The following is a 20,211-nucleotide window of genomic DNA, read 5'->3' as shown; positions in this document are numbered from 1 at the left end:
ATGAGAATAAAAATTTTGAGTCGGGAATTTATATTTGAAATAAAAAAGGCAAAAAGGAAAAAAAAGGAAAAAAAAAGTCACTTTGAAAAAAGATTTTTGGGATTTGTAGTACTCTTTTTCTGTTTTGGTTTTTTTATAGAATATTCAAAATTAAAAGTTGACTATAAAGTTGGAAGTGTGGCAAATTCTGACATCATTGCACCAAAAGATGTAATTTACTTGACAGATTTGGTTGACGATATACTTCAAGACAGGATACTTCAGACAACGACGCCTGAATTTGACAGAATTCCAGGAATGAATAAGCAAACTTTAATTAGCATAAATAAGTTTTTTAGGGAAATTAATCTTTTGAAAACTTCTTCAGATGAGGAAATACAGAGTTATATTTACAGAAATAATTATAATTTTACTCCTGAAGATATAAGAAATTTAATAAAAAGAAATGAAGATGTCGAATATACTGGAAATCTTGCTGATTATATTTCAAAAATTTATAGTGCAGGGATATTAAAAAAAGAAGATTTAGAAAAGATTGTGAGAAAAAAAGATCTAGAAATAGATTATTTGGATATGAAATTACTCGAAAATTTTGTGAAGCCAAATTTAAGAATTAACGACAAAGAAACTGAAAAAAGTGGCGGATAGCATTGATTTTTTACGGAACAGGGAAATTAAAATTTATAAAGGGGATATTATTGTAAGAAAAGGTGAAGTTATAGATGCCAATACTTATTTGAAATTAAAAAAATTAAATCTTGTTAGGACGGAAGATAAAATAAAAAAAGTGATTGGTTTAACTTGTACTTTTATCATTGCAGTAAGTTTACTTTATTATGTCTTGAAAAAAAATTCTAGAAATGTGGTTGAATCAAATGTATATTTTGCGATTTGTATAACACTTATTATATTGAATTTGATATATGTTTACACATTTAATAAATTTCCGCTTATCGTGTATTTAATTCCGTTTTCAACTTTACCAATTATAGCGACAATTTTAGGGGATAGAATGTTTGCGGCAATAATTACATTTATGGATATGATAATATTATCAAGAGAAGAATTTTGGCTATTTATAATGATAGCGATGACTCTTGCCGCAATTTATAAAGCTGATAAATTGACAAATAGAAGTGATATAATAAAAATCAGTTTATTTTTAGGAATTTTTCAGTCAATAATCACATTTAGTTATGGAATGGTCAATCAGATGGAAATAACGCTTATAGGAGTTTTAATCATTGAATCTGTTGGCTCTGGAATTTTAACTGGAGTTTTAACCGTGGGGCTTCTTCCGTATTTTGAAAATACATTTGATATTCTGACTGATATGAAATTATTAGAATTGAGTGATTTTTCACACACTTTGCTAAAACAGTTGCTGCTTAAAGCTTCCGGGACATTCCATCACAGCATAATGGTTGGAGCTCTTGCAGAAAGTGCGGCGGAATCAATAGGAGCAAATGCCACATTTGCGAGAATAGCTTCATATTATCACGATATAGGAAAGATGAAAAGTAGGAGTTTTTGTGGAAAATCAAAGTGGTGGCTTAAATCCGCACAACAAGATAAAGCCGTCACTAAGTGCATTAATATTGACTTCTCACACAAAAGATGGATATATAATGGGAAAAGAGAATAAACTTCCAAAAGAAGTATTAAATGTGATATTGGAGCATCACGGCACAACTTTAACTCAATATTTTTATTATAAGGCACTGGAAAGTGGAGAAGAAGTTATTGAGAGCAATTTCAGATATAGCGGACCAAAGCCATCAACAAAGGAATCAGGAATCATACTTTTGGCGGATACTGTGGAAGCGGCAACCCGAACGCTTGAAAATAAAAGTAAGGAAAGTATCGAGCGGTTTATCAGATATTTAGTAAAAACTAAAATTGAAGATAATCAGCTGTCAGATGCAAATCTTACATTGGGAGAAATTGAAAAAATAATACAGTCTTTTGTCATAACATTAAAAGGTGTGTATCACGAAAGAATTAAATATCCAAAAATGGATGAAAAAATCAAAAAATAAAGTTAAAGAGAAAGGGAAAAAATAGTGATAAAAACAAAAATAAATAAATAGAAATAAAAATTAAAAAATAAAAGAAAAGAGAGAAAAAATGTTAGATGTAGATATAAGTTATGATATACCAAAAATAGATGATTTCTTTGATGAAGATAAAATAAAGGAATTTGTAAACTATATTTTAAAAGATGAAAAAAAGGAAGAATACGATGAAAATGAATATTATTTATCCATCTTGGTTACAACAAATGAAGAAATACGGAAAATTAATTTTGAATACAGAAACAAAGATATGCCGACAGATGTGATTTCTTTTGCGTATAACGAAACAGAAAATTTTGGAGAAATAAATATGCTGGGAGATATTGTTATCTCAATTGATAGGGTAAAAGAGCAGTCAAGTGAGTATGAACACTCTGACAAAAGGGAATTTTATTATGTTTTGTGTCACGGGATGTTACATTTACTGGGATATGACCACATCGACCCAGATGATAAAGTTGTTATGAGAAAAAGAGAAGAAGAAATTTTGGCTGCATTCAATTATGAAAGAGATTAAGATCTAAAAAATAGGAAGAAGGTGCAATTTTATGGCAGACGAGAGAGAAAATAAAGCAACAAAAAATGATGAAAAAAAGGAAAAAATTTAAATAAAGAAAGTAAAGAAAATAAAAAAAGAAGAAAATAGAGAAAATAAAGAGAATAAAGAAATAAAAAGAGAGAATAGAGAGAATAAAGAAAAAATGGAAGAAGAAAAAATAAAAAAAACAGAAAGAAAAAAAGGAATTTTTTCGTTTTTTCATAAAAAAGATAGATATAATTTGGATATAAGAAAAGAGAGGGAGCACGACAGACGCCTTGTTGAAAGCTTTAATTATGCGATAGAAGGACTGATGTCAGCACTGCAAAATGAAAAGCATATGAAGTTTCATACACTTTCCGCAATTTTAATAGTAATTCTTGCAATTTTGACAAATGCGAGTAAAGTTGAAATTTTGCTAGTTTCAATATCCGTTGCTTTTGTAATTATTACAGAACTTATAAATACTGCGGTTGAAGCACTTGTAGATTTAATTTCTCCAGAGCGCCATCCACTTGCAAAATTAGCCAAGGATGTTGCTGCAGGAGCGGTTTTAGTTGCGGCAATAAATGCGGTCTGTGTTGGATATTTGCTGTTTTATGATAAACTACTTGATATTTTCGATACTCAGAATAGATTGCACATAATTGCTGGAAGAAAGGGAAATATTTCGATTTTAATTTTAATTTTGGTTTCGATTCTTGTGATAGTCATAAAGTCGTTTTATAATAAAGGGACTCCGCTTGAAGGTGGAATGCCAAGTGGACATAGTGCAATAGCTTTTGCAACTTTTGGAATTTTAATTTTTATGATAAGCGATGTGAGAGTTTTAATTTTGGTGCTATTTATGGCGGGACTTGTCGCTCAAAGCCGTGTAAAAGCTGGAATTCATAGCATAAAGGAAGTTGTCGCAGGTGGAATACTGGGATTTTTAGTCGCATTTGCAATAATGTTTATTATGATAAAATTTGGAATTTTGTATAATTAAAGTCTTTTTAATTTTATCTTTTTGTAAAGAAAAAATACTTGACATAAATTGATTTTTTTTGTATAATCTTTTTAGTAAATAAAAATTTGGAGGAATATTAATGTTAAAATTAAGATTAACTAGATTAGGAAGAAAAAAAGTACCTTTTTATAGAATAGCTGCAATGGAAAATTTATCTAAAAGAGATGGAAAAGCAGTTGCTTATTTAGGAACTTATAATCCGCTTGCTGAAGATGACAAACAAGTTGTTTTAAAAGAAGAAGAAATTTTAAAATATTTAACAAATGGAGCTCAACCAACAGACACAGTAAGAAGTATTTTAACTAAAGCAGGTGTGTGGGAAAAATTCCAAGAAACTAAGAAAAAATAGTAAAAGAGCGTAAAGCTCTTTTTTTGTATAAAGGAAAAATATGAAAATAGAAAAAATTTTAGAAGAAATTTTTAGCTTGAGAAATAAAAGTCGTAGAGAAAATATTGATGATTTGAAAAAAGTTTATAAACTTTTGGGAGAACCGTGTAAAAATAGGAAAGTAATTCACATTGCTGGAACAAATGGAAAAGGCTCAACTAGCGCTTTTTTAGAAAATATATTTTTTTATTCGGGGTACAATGTGGGGAAATTTACTTCGCCACACATTTTGAAATATAACGAGAGAATTGTTTCAAATAAAAAGATGATTTCCGATGAAAAAATACAAAAATATTATGAAGTTGTAAAAAAAATATTGAGTGAATTAAAATTAAAAATTAATTTTTTTGAAATCACAACTTTTGTTGCACTTCTATTTTTTGAAGAAGAAAATCTGGAATTTATAATTTTGGAAACAGGCTTAGGTGGCAGACTTGATGCGACAAATGTTGTAAATTCAGTAATCTCGGTAATAACAAATGTGAGTTTTGACCATACGGCAATACTTGGAAACACGCTGAAGGAAATTGCTTTTGAAAAGGCTGGGATTATAAAAAATGGAGAGATTTGTATTTTTTCACAAAATTTAGCTGAACTTGAGAACGAAATAAATAAAAAAACTAAAAAATCTATTAATGTTTTGAAAAAATATAAAAATATTGATATTGAACTTGATAAAAAAAATTTTACAACAACTATAAAATTTGAAGATGATAAAAAGATTAAAAAGTTTGAATTGCCACTTTTTGGGAAATTTCAAGGAAATAATTTTTTGCTCTCTTATGAAATTGCAAAACGATTTGGAATTTCTGACAAAGATATTCAAAATGGAATTAATCATTTAAAATTGTTTGGAAGATTTGAAATTTTTTCAAAAAATCCGTTTGTAATTTTGGATGTGGCGCACAACGAAGATTCTATGAAAGTTTTGTTTGAAAATTTGTCTTTTTTATATAAAAAAAATGAAGTGATTTTTATAACTTCGATGTTAAAGACAAAAGATTTTGTGCCAATTTTTGAGAAAATCCAAGAGTTTTCGGACAAAATTTTTATAACTTCGCTAAAAGATGTGACTTACGGAATGTCTTCTTATGAAATAAAAAAAGAAATCGAAAAGTTTGAAAATAAAGAGAAATTTTTTGAAAAAATTGTTTTTGAAGACGATATTTTAGCTGCTTATAAAAAGGCAAAAAAATTGGAAAAATATAAAGCAATTGTTATTTGTGGCTCATTTTATGAAATTGCAAAATTTAAAAAATTATTTGAAAATAAAAATTAAAAGAATTTGAAAAAAGTAAAATTTTTATTTTTTAGAAATTAAAAAAAGTTAGCAAAAAAATTGATGTTGTGGTAAAATATAAAAGAAGTTTTTCAGAAAGGATAAAAGTTATGTTGATAGATAAAGTGAAAGAAGTAAAAATTACTGATAAAATAACAGTTGGTAATGGAAAAATATTTCTTATTGCAGGACCTTGCGTGATTGAATCTGAAGATCTGGTCATGGAAGTTGCAAAAAAAATGAAAGAAATTACTGACAAATTAGGTATTAACTATATTTTCAAAGCATCTTTTGACAAGGCTAACCGTTCTTCAATTTCATCTTTTCGTGGACCAGGCATAGACAAAGGCTTGGAAATTTTAGCGAGAGTTAAAGAAAAATATGGCGTGGCATTGGCGACGGATATTCACGAACCTTGGCAGTGCAAACAAGCTAAAGAAGTTATTGATTTATTGCAAATTCCGGCATTTTTATGCAGACAGACGGATTTACTTGTAGCAGCGGCAGAAACTGGAAAAGCTGTAAATATAAAAAAAGGACAGTTTTTGGCACCTTGGGATATGAAAAATGTCGTAAATAAATTTTGTGAAGTTGGCAATGAAAATATAATGCTTTGTGAAAGAGGAGCGACTTTTGGCTACAACAATTTAGTTGTGGATATGCGAGGACTTTTGGAAATGAGGAAATTTGGATTTCCAGTTGTTTTTGATGCGACACATTCGGTACAAATTCCAGGCGGAAAAGGAGATAGCACAGGCGGAAACAGAGAATATGTCTATCCACTAGCTAGAGCGGCTGTTTCTGTCGGAGTTGACGGAATTTTTGCAGAAGTTCATCCAGATCCTGACAAAGGGCTTTCAGATGGACCAAATATGTTAAAATTAGAAAATGTTGAAGAAATTTTAACAAATTTATTAAAATACGATAAATTAACAAAAGAATTATAAAAAATAAAATTTAGGAGGAAAATTATTATGAGTTCAAAATTATTATTGACACCAGGACCTACAAATATACCTGAAAGATATTTAGAAATTTTTGGAAAAGATATTATTCATCATAGAACGCCTGAGTTCAGAAAATATATGAAAGAAAATAACGAATATTTGAAAAAAATTTTTAAAACAAAAAATGATGTGGCGGTTATAACTTCGTCAGGAACTGGAGTTATGGAAGCAGCAGTTGTAAACTTTTTCTCAAAAGGAGACAAAGTTTTGGCAATTAATACTGGATATTTTGGAGATAGATTTAGAAAAATTGGAGAAATTTATGGGCTTGATGTAATAAATTTACAATATGAGTTTGGAGAAAGCTATGAATTATCTGATGTAAAAAAAGTTATTTCAGAAAATCCAGATTTAAAAGGAATTCTGATGACTCACAGCGAAACTTCAGTTGGAATTTTAAACGATGTAAAAGCAGTTGGTGATTTAACTAAAAATACTGATATTATTTTGGCAGTTGACACAATTAGTGGACTTGTGGTAAATGACTTTGATTTTGACGGTTGGGGAGTTGATGTTGCAATAGCGGGAAGCCAAAAAGCCTTTTTAATACCACCAGGATTGGCGTTTGTTGCAATTAGTGACAAAGCTGAAAAAGCGATGGAAAAATCTGATTTACCAAAATATTATTTTGATTTGAAACAATATAAAAAATATTTTGACGATAACAACGAAACTCCATATACTCCAGCAATTGCTTTAGTTTTGGCACTTAATGCGTCACTAAAAGATTTGGTAAATAAAGGAATTGAAAATATTATTTCTGAAAAACGAAATTTGAGAAAATATATTGAAGAAAAAGCACAAAAATTAGGATTTAAATTACTTGTAAAAACTGAAGAAAATAGAACAAATACGCTTATTTCAATTTACAGGGAAGATATTGTCATAAAATCAATAATTTCAGCTCTAGAAGAAAAAGGATACACAGTTACAGGTGGAAAAGGAAAATATGCACAAAGTCTTATGAGAATTGGAATTTTGGGAGAAATTTCAAAAGAACAAATTGATGACTTTTTTGTAATTTTTGAAGAAGAAGTGAAAAAACAGCTGGGAAAATAGGAAGAAAGAAGATAGGAGAGATGAATGAAGCCGTATTTATTTAAAATCGGAGAGTTTGAACTTAGAATATATAGTCTTATGTATATTTTAGCTTTTTTATGTGGGATATTTATTGGACTTTCTGATGATGTGGCAGAAAAACGGGGAATTACTGACAGAAAAATCATCGAGGATTTTGCATTTTCAACAATACTTGCAGGGCTTATCGGCGCAAGAATTTATTATGTAATCTTTAGATTTTCAGATTATGTGGGAAATCCGCTGTCTATATTTTATGTCTGGCAAGGTGGACTTGCAATTCACGGTGGAATAATAGGTGGATTTATAGGAGCTTATCTGTTTGCCAAAAAAAGAAAAATTAATTTGTGGGTTTTAACGGATATGGCTGTTGGAGCGTTACTATTTGGTCAATTTTTAGGTCGTTTTGGAAACTTGGCGAATGGAGAAATCCATGGAGTGCCTACATTTACACCACTTAGCGTTATTTTTTCTGGAAGATTTAACGAATGGTGGGCACAGTATCAGGCGATGGGTGCTGATATGCAAGCAAAATTTAAAGAAGTTGTACCTTGGGGAATAACATTTCCACTAGATACTCCTGCAGGTTCAGAATTTCCAAATTTGCCGTTGCATCCAGCGATGTTATACGAAGGATTTTTAAATTTAATAGGATTTATAATTTTATGGTTTTATTTTAGAAAAAAAGAAAAAAATCCTGGAGTGCTGACAATGATTTACTTAATAATGTATGCATTTATTAGAATGTTTGTAAGTACATTTAGAGCTGAAGATTTGAGATTTCCAGGAACTTCGATAAGAATGCCTTATTTAATAAGCATTGTTATGATTATTGGTGCAATAATTGGAATAATATATTTTAGTAAACCTGAAAGAAAATTCGTTCCAATTGAAGAAACAAAGACAAAGTCAAGTTCAAATGAAAATGAAGAAACAAAAAAAGTTGATTTGAATAGCGAACAAATTTCTGAAAATGATACAACAAAAGATTCTGATGAAAAAGAGATTAAAACATAAAAAATAAAAACTATTTTAGAGTCATAAAAATTTGGCTTTAAAATAGTTTTTTTATTTATCATTATTTTTTTATTTAAATAGAATTTATAAAAAAACTATCAAGGTGTCGAGATAGTTTTTTAGGAATTTTATTTATTATTTATTATTTTTTTTATTACCTTTTTTTCCACTTTTTCCACGATTATCAACTAAGGCTTTAATGCCATCTTTTTCATATTTTTTTACCCAAGAGTAAATCTGCTGGTATGAAATACCAAATTTTTTTATGGTTTCATTGTAGTTGTGGTAGTTGGCAATGCAATATTCCACAATACTGACTTTTTTTTCTAAATCAATTCTTATATGTTTTTTATGACGAATAATATTTCCGTCTAAATCTCTATTTTTTCTATAATCCCGAATCCAATAATTTAATACGCTAACTGAAGAAATGTTGTAATTTTTGCAAACTTCAAATAGAGAGCTTTGACCATTTAAATATTCCAAAACGGCTTTTTCACGGATTTCTTTTGAATAATGTCTATTTTTTTCTGATGTAGAAATACTTTTTTCCCCTAATTCAATATATTTTTTTTTCCAAGTTGTCAGGGCTGATTTTGAAATACCATATTCTTTGGTGATATTTCTAATGCTCTCATTTTCTTCTAACATTTTTTTTACAAGTTTGATTTTCAGTTCGTTGGATATTTTTGATTTTCTTCCCATTAAATAGTTCCTTTCAATTAATTTTTTGAAAAAAACAACCACTTCACTGAAAGAGTAGTCAATTTTTTAGTATAATTTACAAATAAATATATTTATATTAGATAAAATACAGAAATAAAATGGGCGATACTTCCCAGCATTACAAAAATATGCCAAATCATATGGTTAAATTTACATATTTTCCATTGATAAAAAATAGTGCCTAATGAATATAAAAGACCACCTATTACAAGGCAAATTAATGATACTTTATTTATATTTGTTATTAAACTTCCCCAAGCTATTACAATCATCCATCCCATAAAAAGATATATTAGAGTGGAAAATACCTTAAATTTCCCAGTAAAAAATACTTTAAATAAAATTCCTAAAAAACAAGTTGTCCATTGTAAAGCTAAAATAATTTTATTCGTAGGAGAATCTACAACAAGATATAGGAAAGGTGTATACGTTGCTGCAATTAAAATGTAAATTGCAGAATGATCCAATATTTCAAAAATTTTTTTTGCAATACCTGGATGTAAACCGTGATATATGGACGACATTGTATAAAGAACAGTCAATCCAAATCCAAATACCATAAATGAAACAATAGTCCCTGCATCTCTTGTCAGACTAGCTCTTATTGTAAGAACAAAAAGTGCGATAATCGAAAGTCCTGACCCAACAGTGTGACTTACAAAATTACCTATTTCTTCTCCATGTGTAAATGTTTCGGCATCTTTAATATTTATTTTTGAAACTTGATTTTTATTAACCGTTTTTTTCATAAATTTTCCTCTCAAAATAAATATAATATTTATATATATTATATGTAATAATATCATAAAAGATTTTATTAAATATTTTTTTTCCCTTATAAAATAATTACATTTAAAATTTTATTAATCGACGTAAAAGTATTCAGAACTTTATTTGCAAGAAATTCAAAAAAAGTATTAGACTTGAAGTGTATTTATAGTGTATAATACTTGCAGTAAATTTAAAATATGAAAGGAATTTAAAAATGATATTAGACAAAATTAATAGTCCAAAAGATTTAAAAAATTTAAAAAGAGAAGAATTGGTTGAATTAGCGGCTGACATAAGAAAAGCGTTATTAAATAGATTGACAAATTATCCTAAAGGAGGGCATGTGGGACCTAATTTTGGTGTGGTTGAAATGACAATTGCTTTGCATTATGTGTTTAATTCGCCAATTGATAAAATTGTGTTTGATGTGTCGCATCAGGCTTATCCGCATAAAATTTTAACAGGGAGAAAAGATGGATTTCTTTATGAGGATAAATTTAAAACTGTTAATGGGTATACTGACCAAGATGAAAGTGAGCATGATTTCTTTAGGGTTGGACATACTTCAACATCAGTTAGTTTGGCGAAAGGACTTGCAAAAGCTAGAGATTTGAGAGGTGCTAAAGAAAATATAATTGCTGTGATTGGAGATGGTTCTCTAAGTGGAGGACTTGCTTATGAAGGATTGAGCAATGCTGCTGAACAAGGTGAAAATCTGCTAATTATTGCGAATGATAATGATCAGTCAATTTCGGAAAATCATGGTGGATTGTATAAAAATTTAAGGGAATTGAGAGAAAGTAATGGTGAGGCACCAAATAATTTCTTTAAATCGCTTGGTTTGGATTATAAATATGTGGCTGATGGACATGATATTAATAAATTGATTGAAGTATTTGAAGAAGTGAAAGACATTGATCATCCAATAGTTTTACATATTCATACAATAAAAGGAAAAGGATTGCCATATGCTGAAAAAGATAGAGAACCTTGGCATTATAATGCAAATTTTGATCCAAAAACAGGAGAACCAAAAACTAAACCTGAACCAAAAGAGGAATTTGGAACAATAACATTTGATTTCTTGACAGATAAAATGGAAAAAGATCCCACAGTTACATTTATTAACGCTGGTGTTCCTATGGGATTTGGATTTACAAAAGACAGAAGAGAAAAATTGGATAAATTGAGAAAACAATATGTTGATGTTGGAATTGCTGAAGAACATGCGACAACTTTTTCATCAGGAATGGCAACAAATGGTGCAAAACCAGTATTTGGGGTAATTAGTACTTTTGTTCAAAGAACTTACGACCAAATATCTCATGATATTGCAATAAATAAAGCGCCAACGGTTACTTTAGTATTCGGCGGAACATTAAAAGGTATGAATGATGTAACACATTTGGGATACTTTGACATACCAATGATTTCAAATATACCGAATATTGTGTATTTGGCACCAACTACGAAGGAGGAATATTTGGCAATGCTTGACTGGGCGATTGATCAAAATGAAAATCCAGTATTTATAAAAGTGCCTGGTGGAGCAGTTCAACATTCTGAAACTGATGTGGATAAAGATTATTCTAACTTGAATAGCTACAAAGTTGTGGAAAAAGGAAAAGATGTGGCGATTGTTGGATTGGGAGAATTTTTTGCATTAGGTAAAGAAGTGAAGAAATTGCTAAAAGAAAAAGATGGAATTGATGCAACATTAATAAATCCAAGATTTATAAGTGGTGTTGATGAAAATTTGTTGAATGAATTAAAAGAAAATCACAAATTGGTGGTTACATTGGAAAGTGGTCAAAAAGAAGGCGGATTTGGGACAAAAATCTCTAATTTTTACGGGACTTCTGACATGAAAGTGCTTAATGTGGGGGCTAAAAAAGAATTTACGGATGAAGTTCCTTATGATGTATTTTTTGAAAACAATAGCCTTACAAAAGAGCAAATTGTTGAGGATATTTTGAAAGTATTAAAATAAAAAAATAAAAAAGAGAATAATTTTTCTATTCTCTTTTTTTATGTAAATTTTTTATAGATTTAAAATATTTTTACACTCTGCTCGTTGTCCCATTTTCAATTTTTTTTCTGTCGTTAGCTTTTAAATATTTTTTTCTAAGTCTTATTGAATTAGGTGTAATTTCTACAAGTTCGTCAGTTTCAATGTATTCAAGTGCTAATTCTAGGGTAAATTCTTTTGGCGGCGCTAATTTTACAGCATCATCACTCCCTGCAGCCCTCATATTTGTAAGTTTTTTACCTTTGCAGACATTTACGACCAAGTCATTTTCCCTTGAGTGCTCTCCAACTATCATTCCTTCGTATACTTCCACACCAGGACCGATAAATAGCGTACCTCTTGCTTGAAGATTATTTAGCGCATAACCTAAACTTGTTCCAGGTTCCATCGCTATTAAAACTCCCCGATGTCTATTTGTAACTTCCCCTTTGAAAGGTTCGTAGTCAAAGAATGAATGGTTTAAGATTCCAGTTCCTCTTGTTTCAGTCAAAAATTCGTTTGTGAATCCGATAAGTCCTCTTGACGGTACTTTGAATTCAAGTCTTGTATAACCGTCAGTTCCTTGATTCATATTTACCATTTCCCCTTTACGAAGGCCGAGTTTTTCAATAACGACTCCGACAAATTCATCAGCAACATCAATTATAGCAAGTTCAATTGGCTCCATTTTTTTCCCGTTTTCTTCTTTGTAAATAACTTCTGGTTTTGACACGGCTACCTCATAACCTTCTCTTCTCATATTTTCCAATAAAATAGATAACTGCAATTCACCTCTACCTTTTACAATAAATGCATCAGGAGAGTCAGTCATTTCAAGTCGCATACTTACATTGTGATTAACTTCTTTTTGAAGTCTCTCCAAAATATTTCTCGAAGTTACAAATTTTCCATCTTGTCCAGCAAAAGGTGAATCGTTTACTAAAAAGGTCATCGCAAGTGTTGGCTCATCAATGTCAATTAATGGAAGTGGTTTAGGATTTTCTTTATCTGCAACGGTTTCTCCTATATCAATTTTATCAATTCCCGCAATTGTAACAATATCCCCAGCTAGCGCTTCTTCCATTTCAATTTTTTTAAGTCCGTCATATCCGTAAATTTTAGAAATTTTTCCGTTTACCAAATCTCCGTTTCTTTTGATAAGAGTAACTTCTTCATTTTTAGAAATTTTTCCGTTATAAATTCTTCCAGTTCCAAGTTTTCCGACATATTCGTCGTATTCTGTATTAGTGATTAGCATTTGAAGCGGTTCAGAAGCATCTCCTTCAGGATCTTCAACGTGTTGCATAATCATGTCGTAAAGTGGTTTCATATCTTTATTTTCATCTTCTAACTCAATTTTAGCATACCCATTTTTGGCTGAAGCGTAAACAACAGGAAAATCTAGCTGAATATCGTTTGCTCCAAGTTCAACAAATAAATCAAATACCGAATCTACGACAGCGTCAGGGTCAGAATTTGGTCTGTCAATTTTATTTACGACTACAATTGGTCTTAATCCATGTTCTAGTGCTTGTTTTAACACATATTTTGTCTGTGGCATAACTCCTTCAAAAGCGTCAACCAAAAGCAAAACAGAATCAACCATTTTTAATATTCTCTGTACTTCTCCACCAAAATCCGCATGTCCTGGTGTATCGACGATATTTATTTTATATCCTTGATAATGAAATGAAGCGTTTTTAGAAAAAATTGTAATTCCTCTTTCTTTTTCCAAATCGTCACTATCCATCACTCTTTCATCAACTTTTTCGTGTTCTCCAAATGTTCCAGCCTGTTTTAAAAGTGCATCTACAAGCGTAGTTTTCCCATGGTCGACATGGGCAATAATTGCAATATTTTTAATTTTACTCATTCTTTTTTGTGTTTTTCTCCTTCTATCATTTAATTATATTCTATTTCATAATTATTATACCATATTATTAAACTTTTTTGTATTTTTATTGCCAAAAAATCATTCTATGACAATCAATTCTTTTTGACTTTTATTCAAAACTTCACATCCATTTTTAGTTACAACGACATCATCTTCAATTCTGGCTCCACCAAAGCCATCAAAATAAAGTCCAGGCTCAACGGTCACAATCATATTTTCTTCAAGTTCTAAGTGCTGAGATTTAGATAAATACGGCAATTCATGAATTTCAAGCCCAATTCCATGTCCCAATCCATGCCCAAAATATTCTCCTAAATTTTTGCTTTCAAAAAAATCTCTTACAGTTTTGTCAACTTCATCTGTATACATTCCAGCTTTAATTGTTTTAATTCCAAGAAGTTGTCCAGCTAAAACTGTGTTGTAAACTTCTCTATGTCTATTTGTAATATTTTGTCCATAATATACAGTTCTTGTGATGTCGGAAACATAGCCGTCGTAATATGCTCCAAAATCCATTGTAATAAATTCATCCTTTTGAATTTTTTTGTCACTTGCAACTCCGTGTGGCATGGCAGATCTTAGTCCACTTGCGACAATTGTGTCAAATGATCTGTCAGAAGCTCCCCATTTTCTTTGAGTGTATTCCAAATGAGCCGCTATCTCTTTTTCAGAAACTCCTTCTTTAATTATGCCAAGCACTTCAGTAAAAGCAATATCGCTTATTTCAATAGCTTTTTTAATAATTTCAATCTCTTTTTCAGATTTTTTCATTCTTTGCAAAATCAATTCATTTCCTACAGGAGTAAGTTCTGAACTGAAATTTTCTTTTATTGTTTGATAAAGTGCAAATGAAACATTGTTGTCTTCAAATCCCACGTTTTTTAAGCCCAATTTTTTCATAAATTCTCCAGCTGATGCAACCAAAGTTCTGCTTTCTACAAATTCAAATCCCATTTTTGTAACTTGCTCAGTCGCTTGTTTTTTATATCTAAAATCTGAAAAAAAATATTTTTTTTCTTTTGTAACAAGAGCTGCTCCAGTTGTTCCAGTAAATCCTGTAAAATATCTGAGATTGTACATATCTGTTAGAAAAAGTCCATCAATATTTAATTTTTTTAAAATATTTTCCAATTTTTGTGTTTTATTTTCCATATTTTTTAACCTTCTTTCATTAATTTTTTTATTATATAATTTTAGCACAAAAAAATGAAAAAAAGCAATAAATTTTTGTGAAATTCGTGATATGTTGTTGACTTTAACCTATAAATATGATAAATTTTACTTATCAAAAAATTATAAGGAGATAAAAATGGCAAAAGAAAAAGTAGTATTAGCCTATTCAGGCGGATTAGATACATCGATTATTATACCTTGGTTAAAAAATAACTATGATTTAGAAGTAATCGCTTGTTGCGTAGATGTGGGACAAAGCGAAGATATGAGTTCTGTAAAGCAAAAAGCAATTGAATCAGGAGCTTCTAAAGTTTATGTGGAAGATAAAAAAGCAGAATTTGTGAAAGATTATGCATTCCGAGCATTAAGAGCAGGAGCAGTCTATGAAAATAAATATTTACTTGGAACGTCATTTGCAAGACCACTAATCTCGAAGGTACTTGTGGAAGTTGCGCACAAAGAAGGAGCAAAATACATTTGTCATGGATGTACAGGAAAAGGAAATGATCAGGTAAGATTTGAAACAGGTGTATTTTCATTAGATCCAACAATTCAAATTATAGCTCCATGGAGAATTTGGGACATCTCATCAAGAGAAGATGCAATTGACTATGCTCAAAGATTTGACATAAAAATAAATGTTACAAAAGAAAAAATTTATTCAAGAGATCAAAATTTATGGCATATTTCACATGAAGGTGGAGATATTGAAGGTCTTGAAAATGAACACAAGGAAGATATTGTCTATGTGATGACAACACCGCCTGAAAAAGCACCAGATAAACCAACTTATGTAGAAATAACTTTTGAGCAAGGTTGGCCAACTAAAGTTGACGGAGAAGATTTGGAACCAGTTGACTTGCTTAGAAAATTAAATAAAATTGCAGGAGAAAATGGAGTTGGGGTAATCGACATCGTTGAAAACAGACTTGTTGGAATGAAATCCCGTGGAATTTATGAAACCCCAGGTGGAACACTTCTTATGGAAGCGCTAAAGGATTTGGAAACATTGATTTTTGACAAGGATACATTTGAATTTAAAAAATTAGTTTCAAGAAAATATGCTGATTTAACTTACGCTGGACAATGGTTCACACCGCTTCGTGAAGGACTTGACGCTTTTGTTGACGAAACTTCAAGAAATGTAAATGGAACAATAAGATTAAAATTATATAAAGGAAGCGTAAAAATTGCTGGAAGGTTTACCGACTTTGCACTTTACGACGAAGGAATTTCATCGTTTGGAGCAAGTGAGCTATACAGCCATAAAGATGCCGAAGGATTTATAAAATTATTCTCGCTTCCAAATAGAATAAGAGCTTATAAAAAACATAAATAGTCAGTAATTTTGAAAATAATTGCTAAAAAATAATATTTCACAAAATATATGATTTTATAAAAGTCTTTAGTTAAAACTAGAGGCTTTTTTTTGTAAAAAATAGGAAATTTTTGTTAAAATTTTTATAAATCTAAAATTTTATGATAAAAATATAAAAAAATTTGAAAATACTATTTGATTTTTTCAAAAATGGGGGTATACTTTAGTGTAAGATAAAAATGGAGGTAATAAATATGGAAATGTTAGCTATGATATTAGCTGGTGGAAGAGGATCTAGACTTGACATCTTATCAGAAAAAAGAGTTAAACCTAGTGTTCCATTTGCTGGAAAATTTAGAATTATAGATTTTGCACTTAGTAATTGCTCAAATTCAGGAATTTATGATGTTGCACTTCTAACTCAGTATTTGCCATTGTCATTAAATGAGCATATTGGTTCAGGAAGACCATGGGATTTTGACAGAAGAGATTCAAGTATCACAATGTTGCAACCACATGAAAAGCTTAGCGGAAACTCTTGGTATAGAGGGACAGCTGACGCAATCAGACAAAATATAGAGTTTATAAAAAATAAAAATCCAAAATATGTATTAATCTTATCAGGTGATCACATTTATAAAATGAATTATAAATGGATGTTAAAAGAACACGAAGAAAATGGCGCTGAACTTACAATTGCAGTTCAACCTGTGCCAATTGAAGAAGCAAGTAGATTTGGAATTTTTGAAGTAGATAAAAATAAAAAAATTCTTAGTTTTGAAGAAAAACCTGCTGAACCAAAAAGCAATTTAGCTTCAATGGGAATTTATATTTTTAACACTGACACTTTGTTAGAATATCTTGAAGGTCTTCCAAATGATGATTTAGACTTTGGAATGCATGTAATTCCTGCAATGATTCAAAATGATAGAAAAGTTTATGTTCACACTTACGACAGTTACTGGAAAGATGTAGGAACTTATGATTCATACCTTGAAGCAAACTTGGATTTGATTAAAAAATCTGAAGAAGTTGGAATTAACTTATATGACAAAGATTGGAAAATTTACACTAGAAGTGAAGATTTAGCACCAGTTAGAATAGGAATAACAGGAAATGTTCAAAACTCATTAATCTGTAATGGATGTAAAATCGAAGGAAGTGTTCAAAATTCAGTATTAGGACCAGGTGTTACAGTGAGAAAAGGGGCAACAGTTAGAAACAGCATAATTTTCTCAGGAACTTATATAGATGAAAATTCTCACCTAGATACTATAATTGCTGACAAAAACACATATATCGGAAAAAATTCATTTATAGGAAATGGAAATGCTGATATTCCTAACAAAGAAAGACCTGATTTATTATCTTCAGGAATTACTGTTATAGGAAAAGGTGTTCATATACCTGATGGTTCAATCATCGGTAAAAACGTAAGAATACTTAGCGGTGTAAGAGTTGATCCACATAACAGAACTGTTGAAACTGGAGAAACAGTAAAATAAAAATGTAAAAAAGATTTCGGGGATTTCCCCGATTTCTTTATAAAAGAATACAAGGAGTGGTTTAATTTGAAAATAGTCTATTTAGCGTCAGAAGTAGCTCCATTTTACAAATCTGGTGGTCTTGCAGATGTAATGGGTGCACTACCAAAAAAAATGCAGGAATTGGGACACGAGGTTTCAATAATAATGCCAAAATATGATAAAATTCCACTAAAATTTTTAGAAAAGCTGGAATGGGTGGCAAGACTTGAAAGTCACGGAGATATTTTTAATTTAGTCAGATATCCAGATGACAAAATTAACTATTATTTTATTGAAAATAAGGCTCTATACGAGCGTGGAAGAGTTTACGGGGATTATGACGAAGATATTCAATATGCGATGTTTTCTGAATTAGCACTTAGATTTTTAAAAGAAATAAATTTACAGCCAGATATTTTACATTGCAATGACTGGCAAACAGGACCTGTTCCGTATTTTTTGAACGTGAGATACAACTACGATCCATTTTATTGGGATATGAGAACAGTTTATTCAATTCATAATTTGATGTATCAAGGAAGATTTTCTAAACGGTCTTTTGAGAGAATGGGATATTATATGAATGACAGAAATGACTTGAATTTTATGGAAATAGGAATTGGTTCTGGAGATGTTGTAAATACAGTTAGTCCGACTTATGCTGAAGAAATAAAATATCCTTATTTCAGCGAAGGACTTGAATGGATTACAAATCATAAAAAAATTTATGGAATTTTGAATGGAATTGATGTCAATGTATTTGATCCTAGAAATACAAAAGGAGTTATTCCTTTTGACAAAGATCATCTTGATAAGAAAAAAGAAAATAAATATAAATTGCAGGAAAAATTAGGGCTTCCAAAATCAGATGATGCAGTAATTTCAATAATTTCCAGACTTGTTGAAGGAAAAGGGCTGGATTTGGTAAGTGCAGCACTTGAAAATCTTTTGCAGTACGATGCTGTTCAAATTGTGATTTTAGGTAGTGGAGATAGATTTTATGAAGATTATTACAATTATTTGGCTTGGAAATATCCTAATAAATTTAAAGTTTATTTGGGTTACAATGCAGAACTTGCTAACGAAATTTATGCGGGAAGCGATATGTTCTTGATGCCTTCAAGATATGAACCATGTGGGCTTAGCCAAATGATAGCAATGCGTTTTGGAACTGTTCCAATTGTACGTGAAACAGGTGGATTAAAAGATACAGTTAAACCTTATAATGTATTTACAGACGAAGGAAATGGTTTTTCATTTACAAATTTCAATGCAGATGATATGTTATTTACGATAAAAGTAGCTGAAGGAATATATTATGACAGACCAGATGTTTGGAAAAAATTGGTCGAAAGAAATATGGAATTAGATTTTTCTTGGGATAAATCAGCTAAAGAATATGTAAAATTATACGAAGAAGCGAAATCTCATTAATTTGAAAAAATATAAAGGTAGCGGAATTTTTACGATTCCGTTATTTTTTTAGAAAAAATAATTGATAATCAAAATTTAATATGATATAATTGAATTTAAGAAATAAAAAATATAAATATAAAGGAAGTGTTAAAAATGAATGAAACAATAAAATTATTACAAAATAGACGTTCTGTGAGAGAATTTACAGGGGAAAAAATTAAAGATGAAGATTTAGAATTAATTTTAAAAACTGCGCAAAGAGCTGCAAGTTCAGTAAATGGACAGCAAATTTCATTGATTGTCGTAAGAGATAAGGATAAATTGAAAAAAATCTCAGAATTATCTCACAATCAAAAACATATCGAAGAATGTGATGCTTTTATATTTGTATTAGCGGACTTTTACCGTTCTACATACGCCGCAAATTCTGTTGGAAAAAGAAATGTTGGGCCTAAGACAGCGGACGGAGTTGTCGTGGGAGCTGTTGATGCGGGAATAATGGTAAATGCTATAGAAACGGCTGTAAATGCTTTGGGATATGGAATGACTGTGATTGGAGCAATAAGAAGTTCGCTAAAAGAATTTTCAGAAATGCTAGAACTTCCACAATATGTAATTCCTATAGTTGGTGCAGCACTTGGAGTACCTAAAGATAGACCGCTTTCAAGATTAAAACCTAGAGTGCCGTTTGACTCGTTTGTATTTTTTGATAAATATGACGCTAAAAAAGTGGAAGAAGGAGTGGAGGAACACGAAAAAGATATGGTCGCTTGGAGAAACGAAAACAATACTTCACAATTGCCTTCTTACAAAGAAATGATTGTAAGAATTTATGAAAATCCACACAATAAATTGGTTGAAGCTCTAAAATCACAAGGATTTGATGTTTTAGACGAAATTGAAGAAAAGTAGATTTTTATTAAAATTATAATTAAAAAAATTTAAAATAAAAACATTATCTTAAAAATTAACTCCTTGGTCAAAAAAAT

Annotated in this window: 19 protein-coding genes; 15 read left to right on the top strand and 4 right to left on the bottom strand. The window is 30.2% G+C overall.

Annotation, left to right across the window (positions count from 1 at the left end):
* From AB8B22_RS06935 to lgt, 10 genes are all read left to right on the top strand, one after another.
* Positions 1 to 648: a hypothetical protein gene (locus AB8B22_RS06935; RefSeq protein WP_369710562.1), complete on the top strand. Its 648-nt coding sequence runs from the start codon at positions 1 to 3 to the stop codon at positions 646 to 648.
* The gene (locus tag AB8B22_RS06930; RefSeq protein ID WP_369710561.1) at positions 638 to 1,645 is read left to right on the top strand and encodes an HDIG domain-containing metalloprotein; all 1,008 of its coding nucleotides are present in this window, start codon (positions 638 to 640) and stop codon (positions 1,643 to 1,645) included. The genes AB8B22_RS06935 and AB8B22_RS06930 overlap by 11 nt, the downstream gene beginning before the upstream one ends.
* Complete coding sequence (locus AB8B22_RS06925; protein WP_369710560.1) at positions 1,629 to 2,039, top strand: hypothetical protein; 411 nt, start codon at positions 1,629 to 1,631, stop codon at positions 2,037 to 2,039. The genes AB8B22_RS06930 and AB8B22_RS06925 overlap by 17 nt, the downstream gene beginning before the upstream one ends.
* 88 nt (positions 2,040 to 2,127) lie before the next feature.
* The gene (ybeY, locus tag AB8B22_RS06920) at positions 2,128 to 2,592 is read left to right on the top strand and encodes an rRNA maturation RNase YbeY (RefSeq protein WP_369710559.1); all 465 of its coding nucleotides are present in this window, start codon (positions 2,128 to 2,130) and stop codon (positions 2,590 to 2,592) included.
* Between the two features lie 184 nt (positions 2,593 to 2,776).
* Positions 2,777 to 3,601 carry a diacylglycerol kinase gene (locus AB8B22_RS06915; RefSeq protein WP_369710558.1) on the top strand — a complete coding sequence of 275 codons (825 nt, stop codon included), beginning with the start codon at positions 2,777 to 2,779 and terminating at the stop codon, positions 3,599 to 3,601.
* Positions 3,602 to 3,701: 100 nt separating this feature from the next.
* The gene (gene rpsP / locus AB8B22_RS06910) at positions 3,702 to 3,971 is read left to right on the top strand and encodes a 30S ribosomal protein S16 (RefSeq protein WP_094080106.1); all 270 of its coding nucleotides are present in this window, start codon (positions 3,702 to 3,704) and stop codon (positions 3,969 to 3,971) included.
* 40 nt (positions 3,972 to 4,011) lie between these two features.
* The gene (locus AB8B22_RS06905; RefSeq protein ID WP_369710557.1) at positions 4,012 to 5,289 is read left to right on the top strand and encodes a bifunctional folylpolyglutamate synthase/dihydrofolate synthase; all 1,278 of its coding nucleotides are present in this window, start codon (positions 4,012 to 4,014) and stop codon (positions 5,287 to 5,289) included.
* Between the two features lie 110 nt (positions 5,290 to 5,399).
* A complete protein-coding gene (kdsA, locus tag AB8B22_RS06900; RefSeq protein ID WP_369711936.1) occupies positions 5,400 to 6,236 on the top strand; it encodes a 3-deoxy-8-phosphooctulonate synthase in 837 nt (278 codons plus the stop codon).
* A 27-nt stretch (positions 6,237 to 6,263) separates the two neighbouring features.
* Positions 6,264 to 7,355 carry a pyridoxal-phosphate-dependent aminotransferase family protein gene (locus tag AB8B22_RS06895; RefSeq protein WP_369710556.1) on the top strand — a complete coding sequence of 364 codons (1,092 nt, stop codon included), beginning with the start codon at positions 6,264 to 6,266 and terminating at the stop codon, positions 7,353 to 7,355.
* Between the two features lie 24 nt (positions 7,356 to 7,379).
* Positions 7,380 to 8,390: a prolipoprotein diacylglyceryl transferase gene (lgt, locus tag AB8B22_RS06890; RefSeq protein ID WP_369710555.1), complete on the top strand. Its 1,011-nt coding sequence runs from the start codon at positions 7,380 to 7,382 to the stop codon at positions 8,388 to 8,390.
* 135 nt (positions 8,391 to 8,525) lie between these two features.
* Here the strand turns inward: lgt and AB8B22_RS06885 are convergent, their stop codons facing one another.
* Positions 8,526 to 9,095 (bottom strand): helix-turn-helix domain-containing protein, encoded by a 570-nt coding sequence (locus AB8B22_RS06885; RefSeq protein ID WP_094080111.1) that lies wholly within the window; start codon positions 9,093 to 9,095, stop codon positions 8,526 to 8,528.
* A 92-nt stretch (positions 9,096 to 9,187) separates the two neighbouring features.
* Positions 9,188 to 9,865, bottom strand: a complete 678-nt coding sequence (gene trhA / locus AB8B22_RS06880) for a PAQR family membrane homeostasis protein TrhA (RefSeq protein WP_094080112.1) — start codon at positions 9,863 to 9,865, stop codon at positions 9,188 to 9,190.
* A 236-nt stretch (positions 9,866 to 10,101) separates the two neighbouring features.
* Here trhA and AB8B22_RS06875 point away from each other — a divergent pair, with 236 nt between their 5' ends.
* Positions 10,102 to 11,877, top strand: a complete 1,776-nt coding sequence (locus tag AB8B22_RS06875) for a 1-deoxy-D-xylulose-5-phosphate synthase (protein WP_369710554.1) — start codon at positions 10,102 to 10,104, stop codon at positions 11,875 to 11,877.
* 70 nt (positions 11,878 to 11,947) lie between these two features.
* On the opposite strand, the gene typA is transcribed toward AB8B22_RS06875, so the two are convergent.
* The gene (gene typA / locus AB8B22_RS06870; protein ID WP_369710553.1) at positions 11,948 to 13,768 is read right to left on the bottom strand and encodes a translational GTPase TypA; all 1,821 of its coding nucleotides are present in this window, start codon (positions 13,766 to 13,768) and stop codon (positions 11,948 to 11,950) included.
* A gap of 99 nt (positions 13,769 to 13,867) precedes the next feature.
* Complete coding sequence (locus tag AB8B22_RS06865) at positions 13,868 to 14,941, bottom strand: M24 family metallopeptidase (protein WP_369710552.1); 1,074 nt, start codon at positions 14,939 to 14,941, stop codon at positions 13,868 to 13,870.
* A gap of 157 nt (positions 14,942 to 15,098) precedes the next feature.
* On the opposite strand from AB8B22_RS06865, the gene AB8B22_RS06860 reads away from it, so the two are divergent.
* From AB8B22_RS06860 to AB8B22_RS06845, 4 genes are all read left to right on the top strand, one after another.
* A complete protein-coding gene (locus AB8B22_RS06860; protein ID WP_369710551.1) occupies positions 15,099 to 16,301 on the top strand; it encodes an argininosuccinate synthase in 1,203 nt (400 codons plus the stop codon).
* A 233-nt stretch (positions 16,302 to 16,534) separates the two neighbouring features.
* Positions 16,535 to 17,785, top strand: a complete 1,251-nt coding sequence (locus AB8B22_RS06855) for a glucose-1-phosphate adenylyltransferase (RefSeq protein WP_369710550.1) — start codon at positions 16,535 to 16,537, stop codon at positions 17,783 to 17,785.
* Positions 17,786 to 17,851: 66 nt separating this feature from the next.
* A complete protein-coding gene (locus AB8B22_RS06850) occupies positions 17,852 to 19,240 on the top strand; it encodes a glycogen synthase (protein ID WP_094080118.1) in 1,389 nt (462 codons plus the stop codon).
* 135 nt (positions 19,241 to 19,375) lie between these two features.
* Positions 19,376 to 20,134 (top strand): nitroreductase family protein, encoded by a 759-nt coding sequence (locus tag AB8B22_RS06845; RefSeq protein ID WP_369710549.1) that lies wholly within the window; start codon positions 19,376 to 19,378, stop codon positions 20,132 to 20,134.
* Positions 20,135 to 20,211: the final 77 nt, after the last annotated feature.

The sequence above is a fragment of the Leptotrichia rugosa genome, from assembly GCF_041200005.1.
GTDB lineage: Bacteria > Fusobacteriota > Fusobacteriia > Fusobacteriales > Leptotrichiaceae > Leptotrichia > Leptotrichia rugosa.
This window is presented reverse-complemented; position numbering and strand designations above follow the sequence as displayed.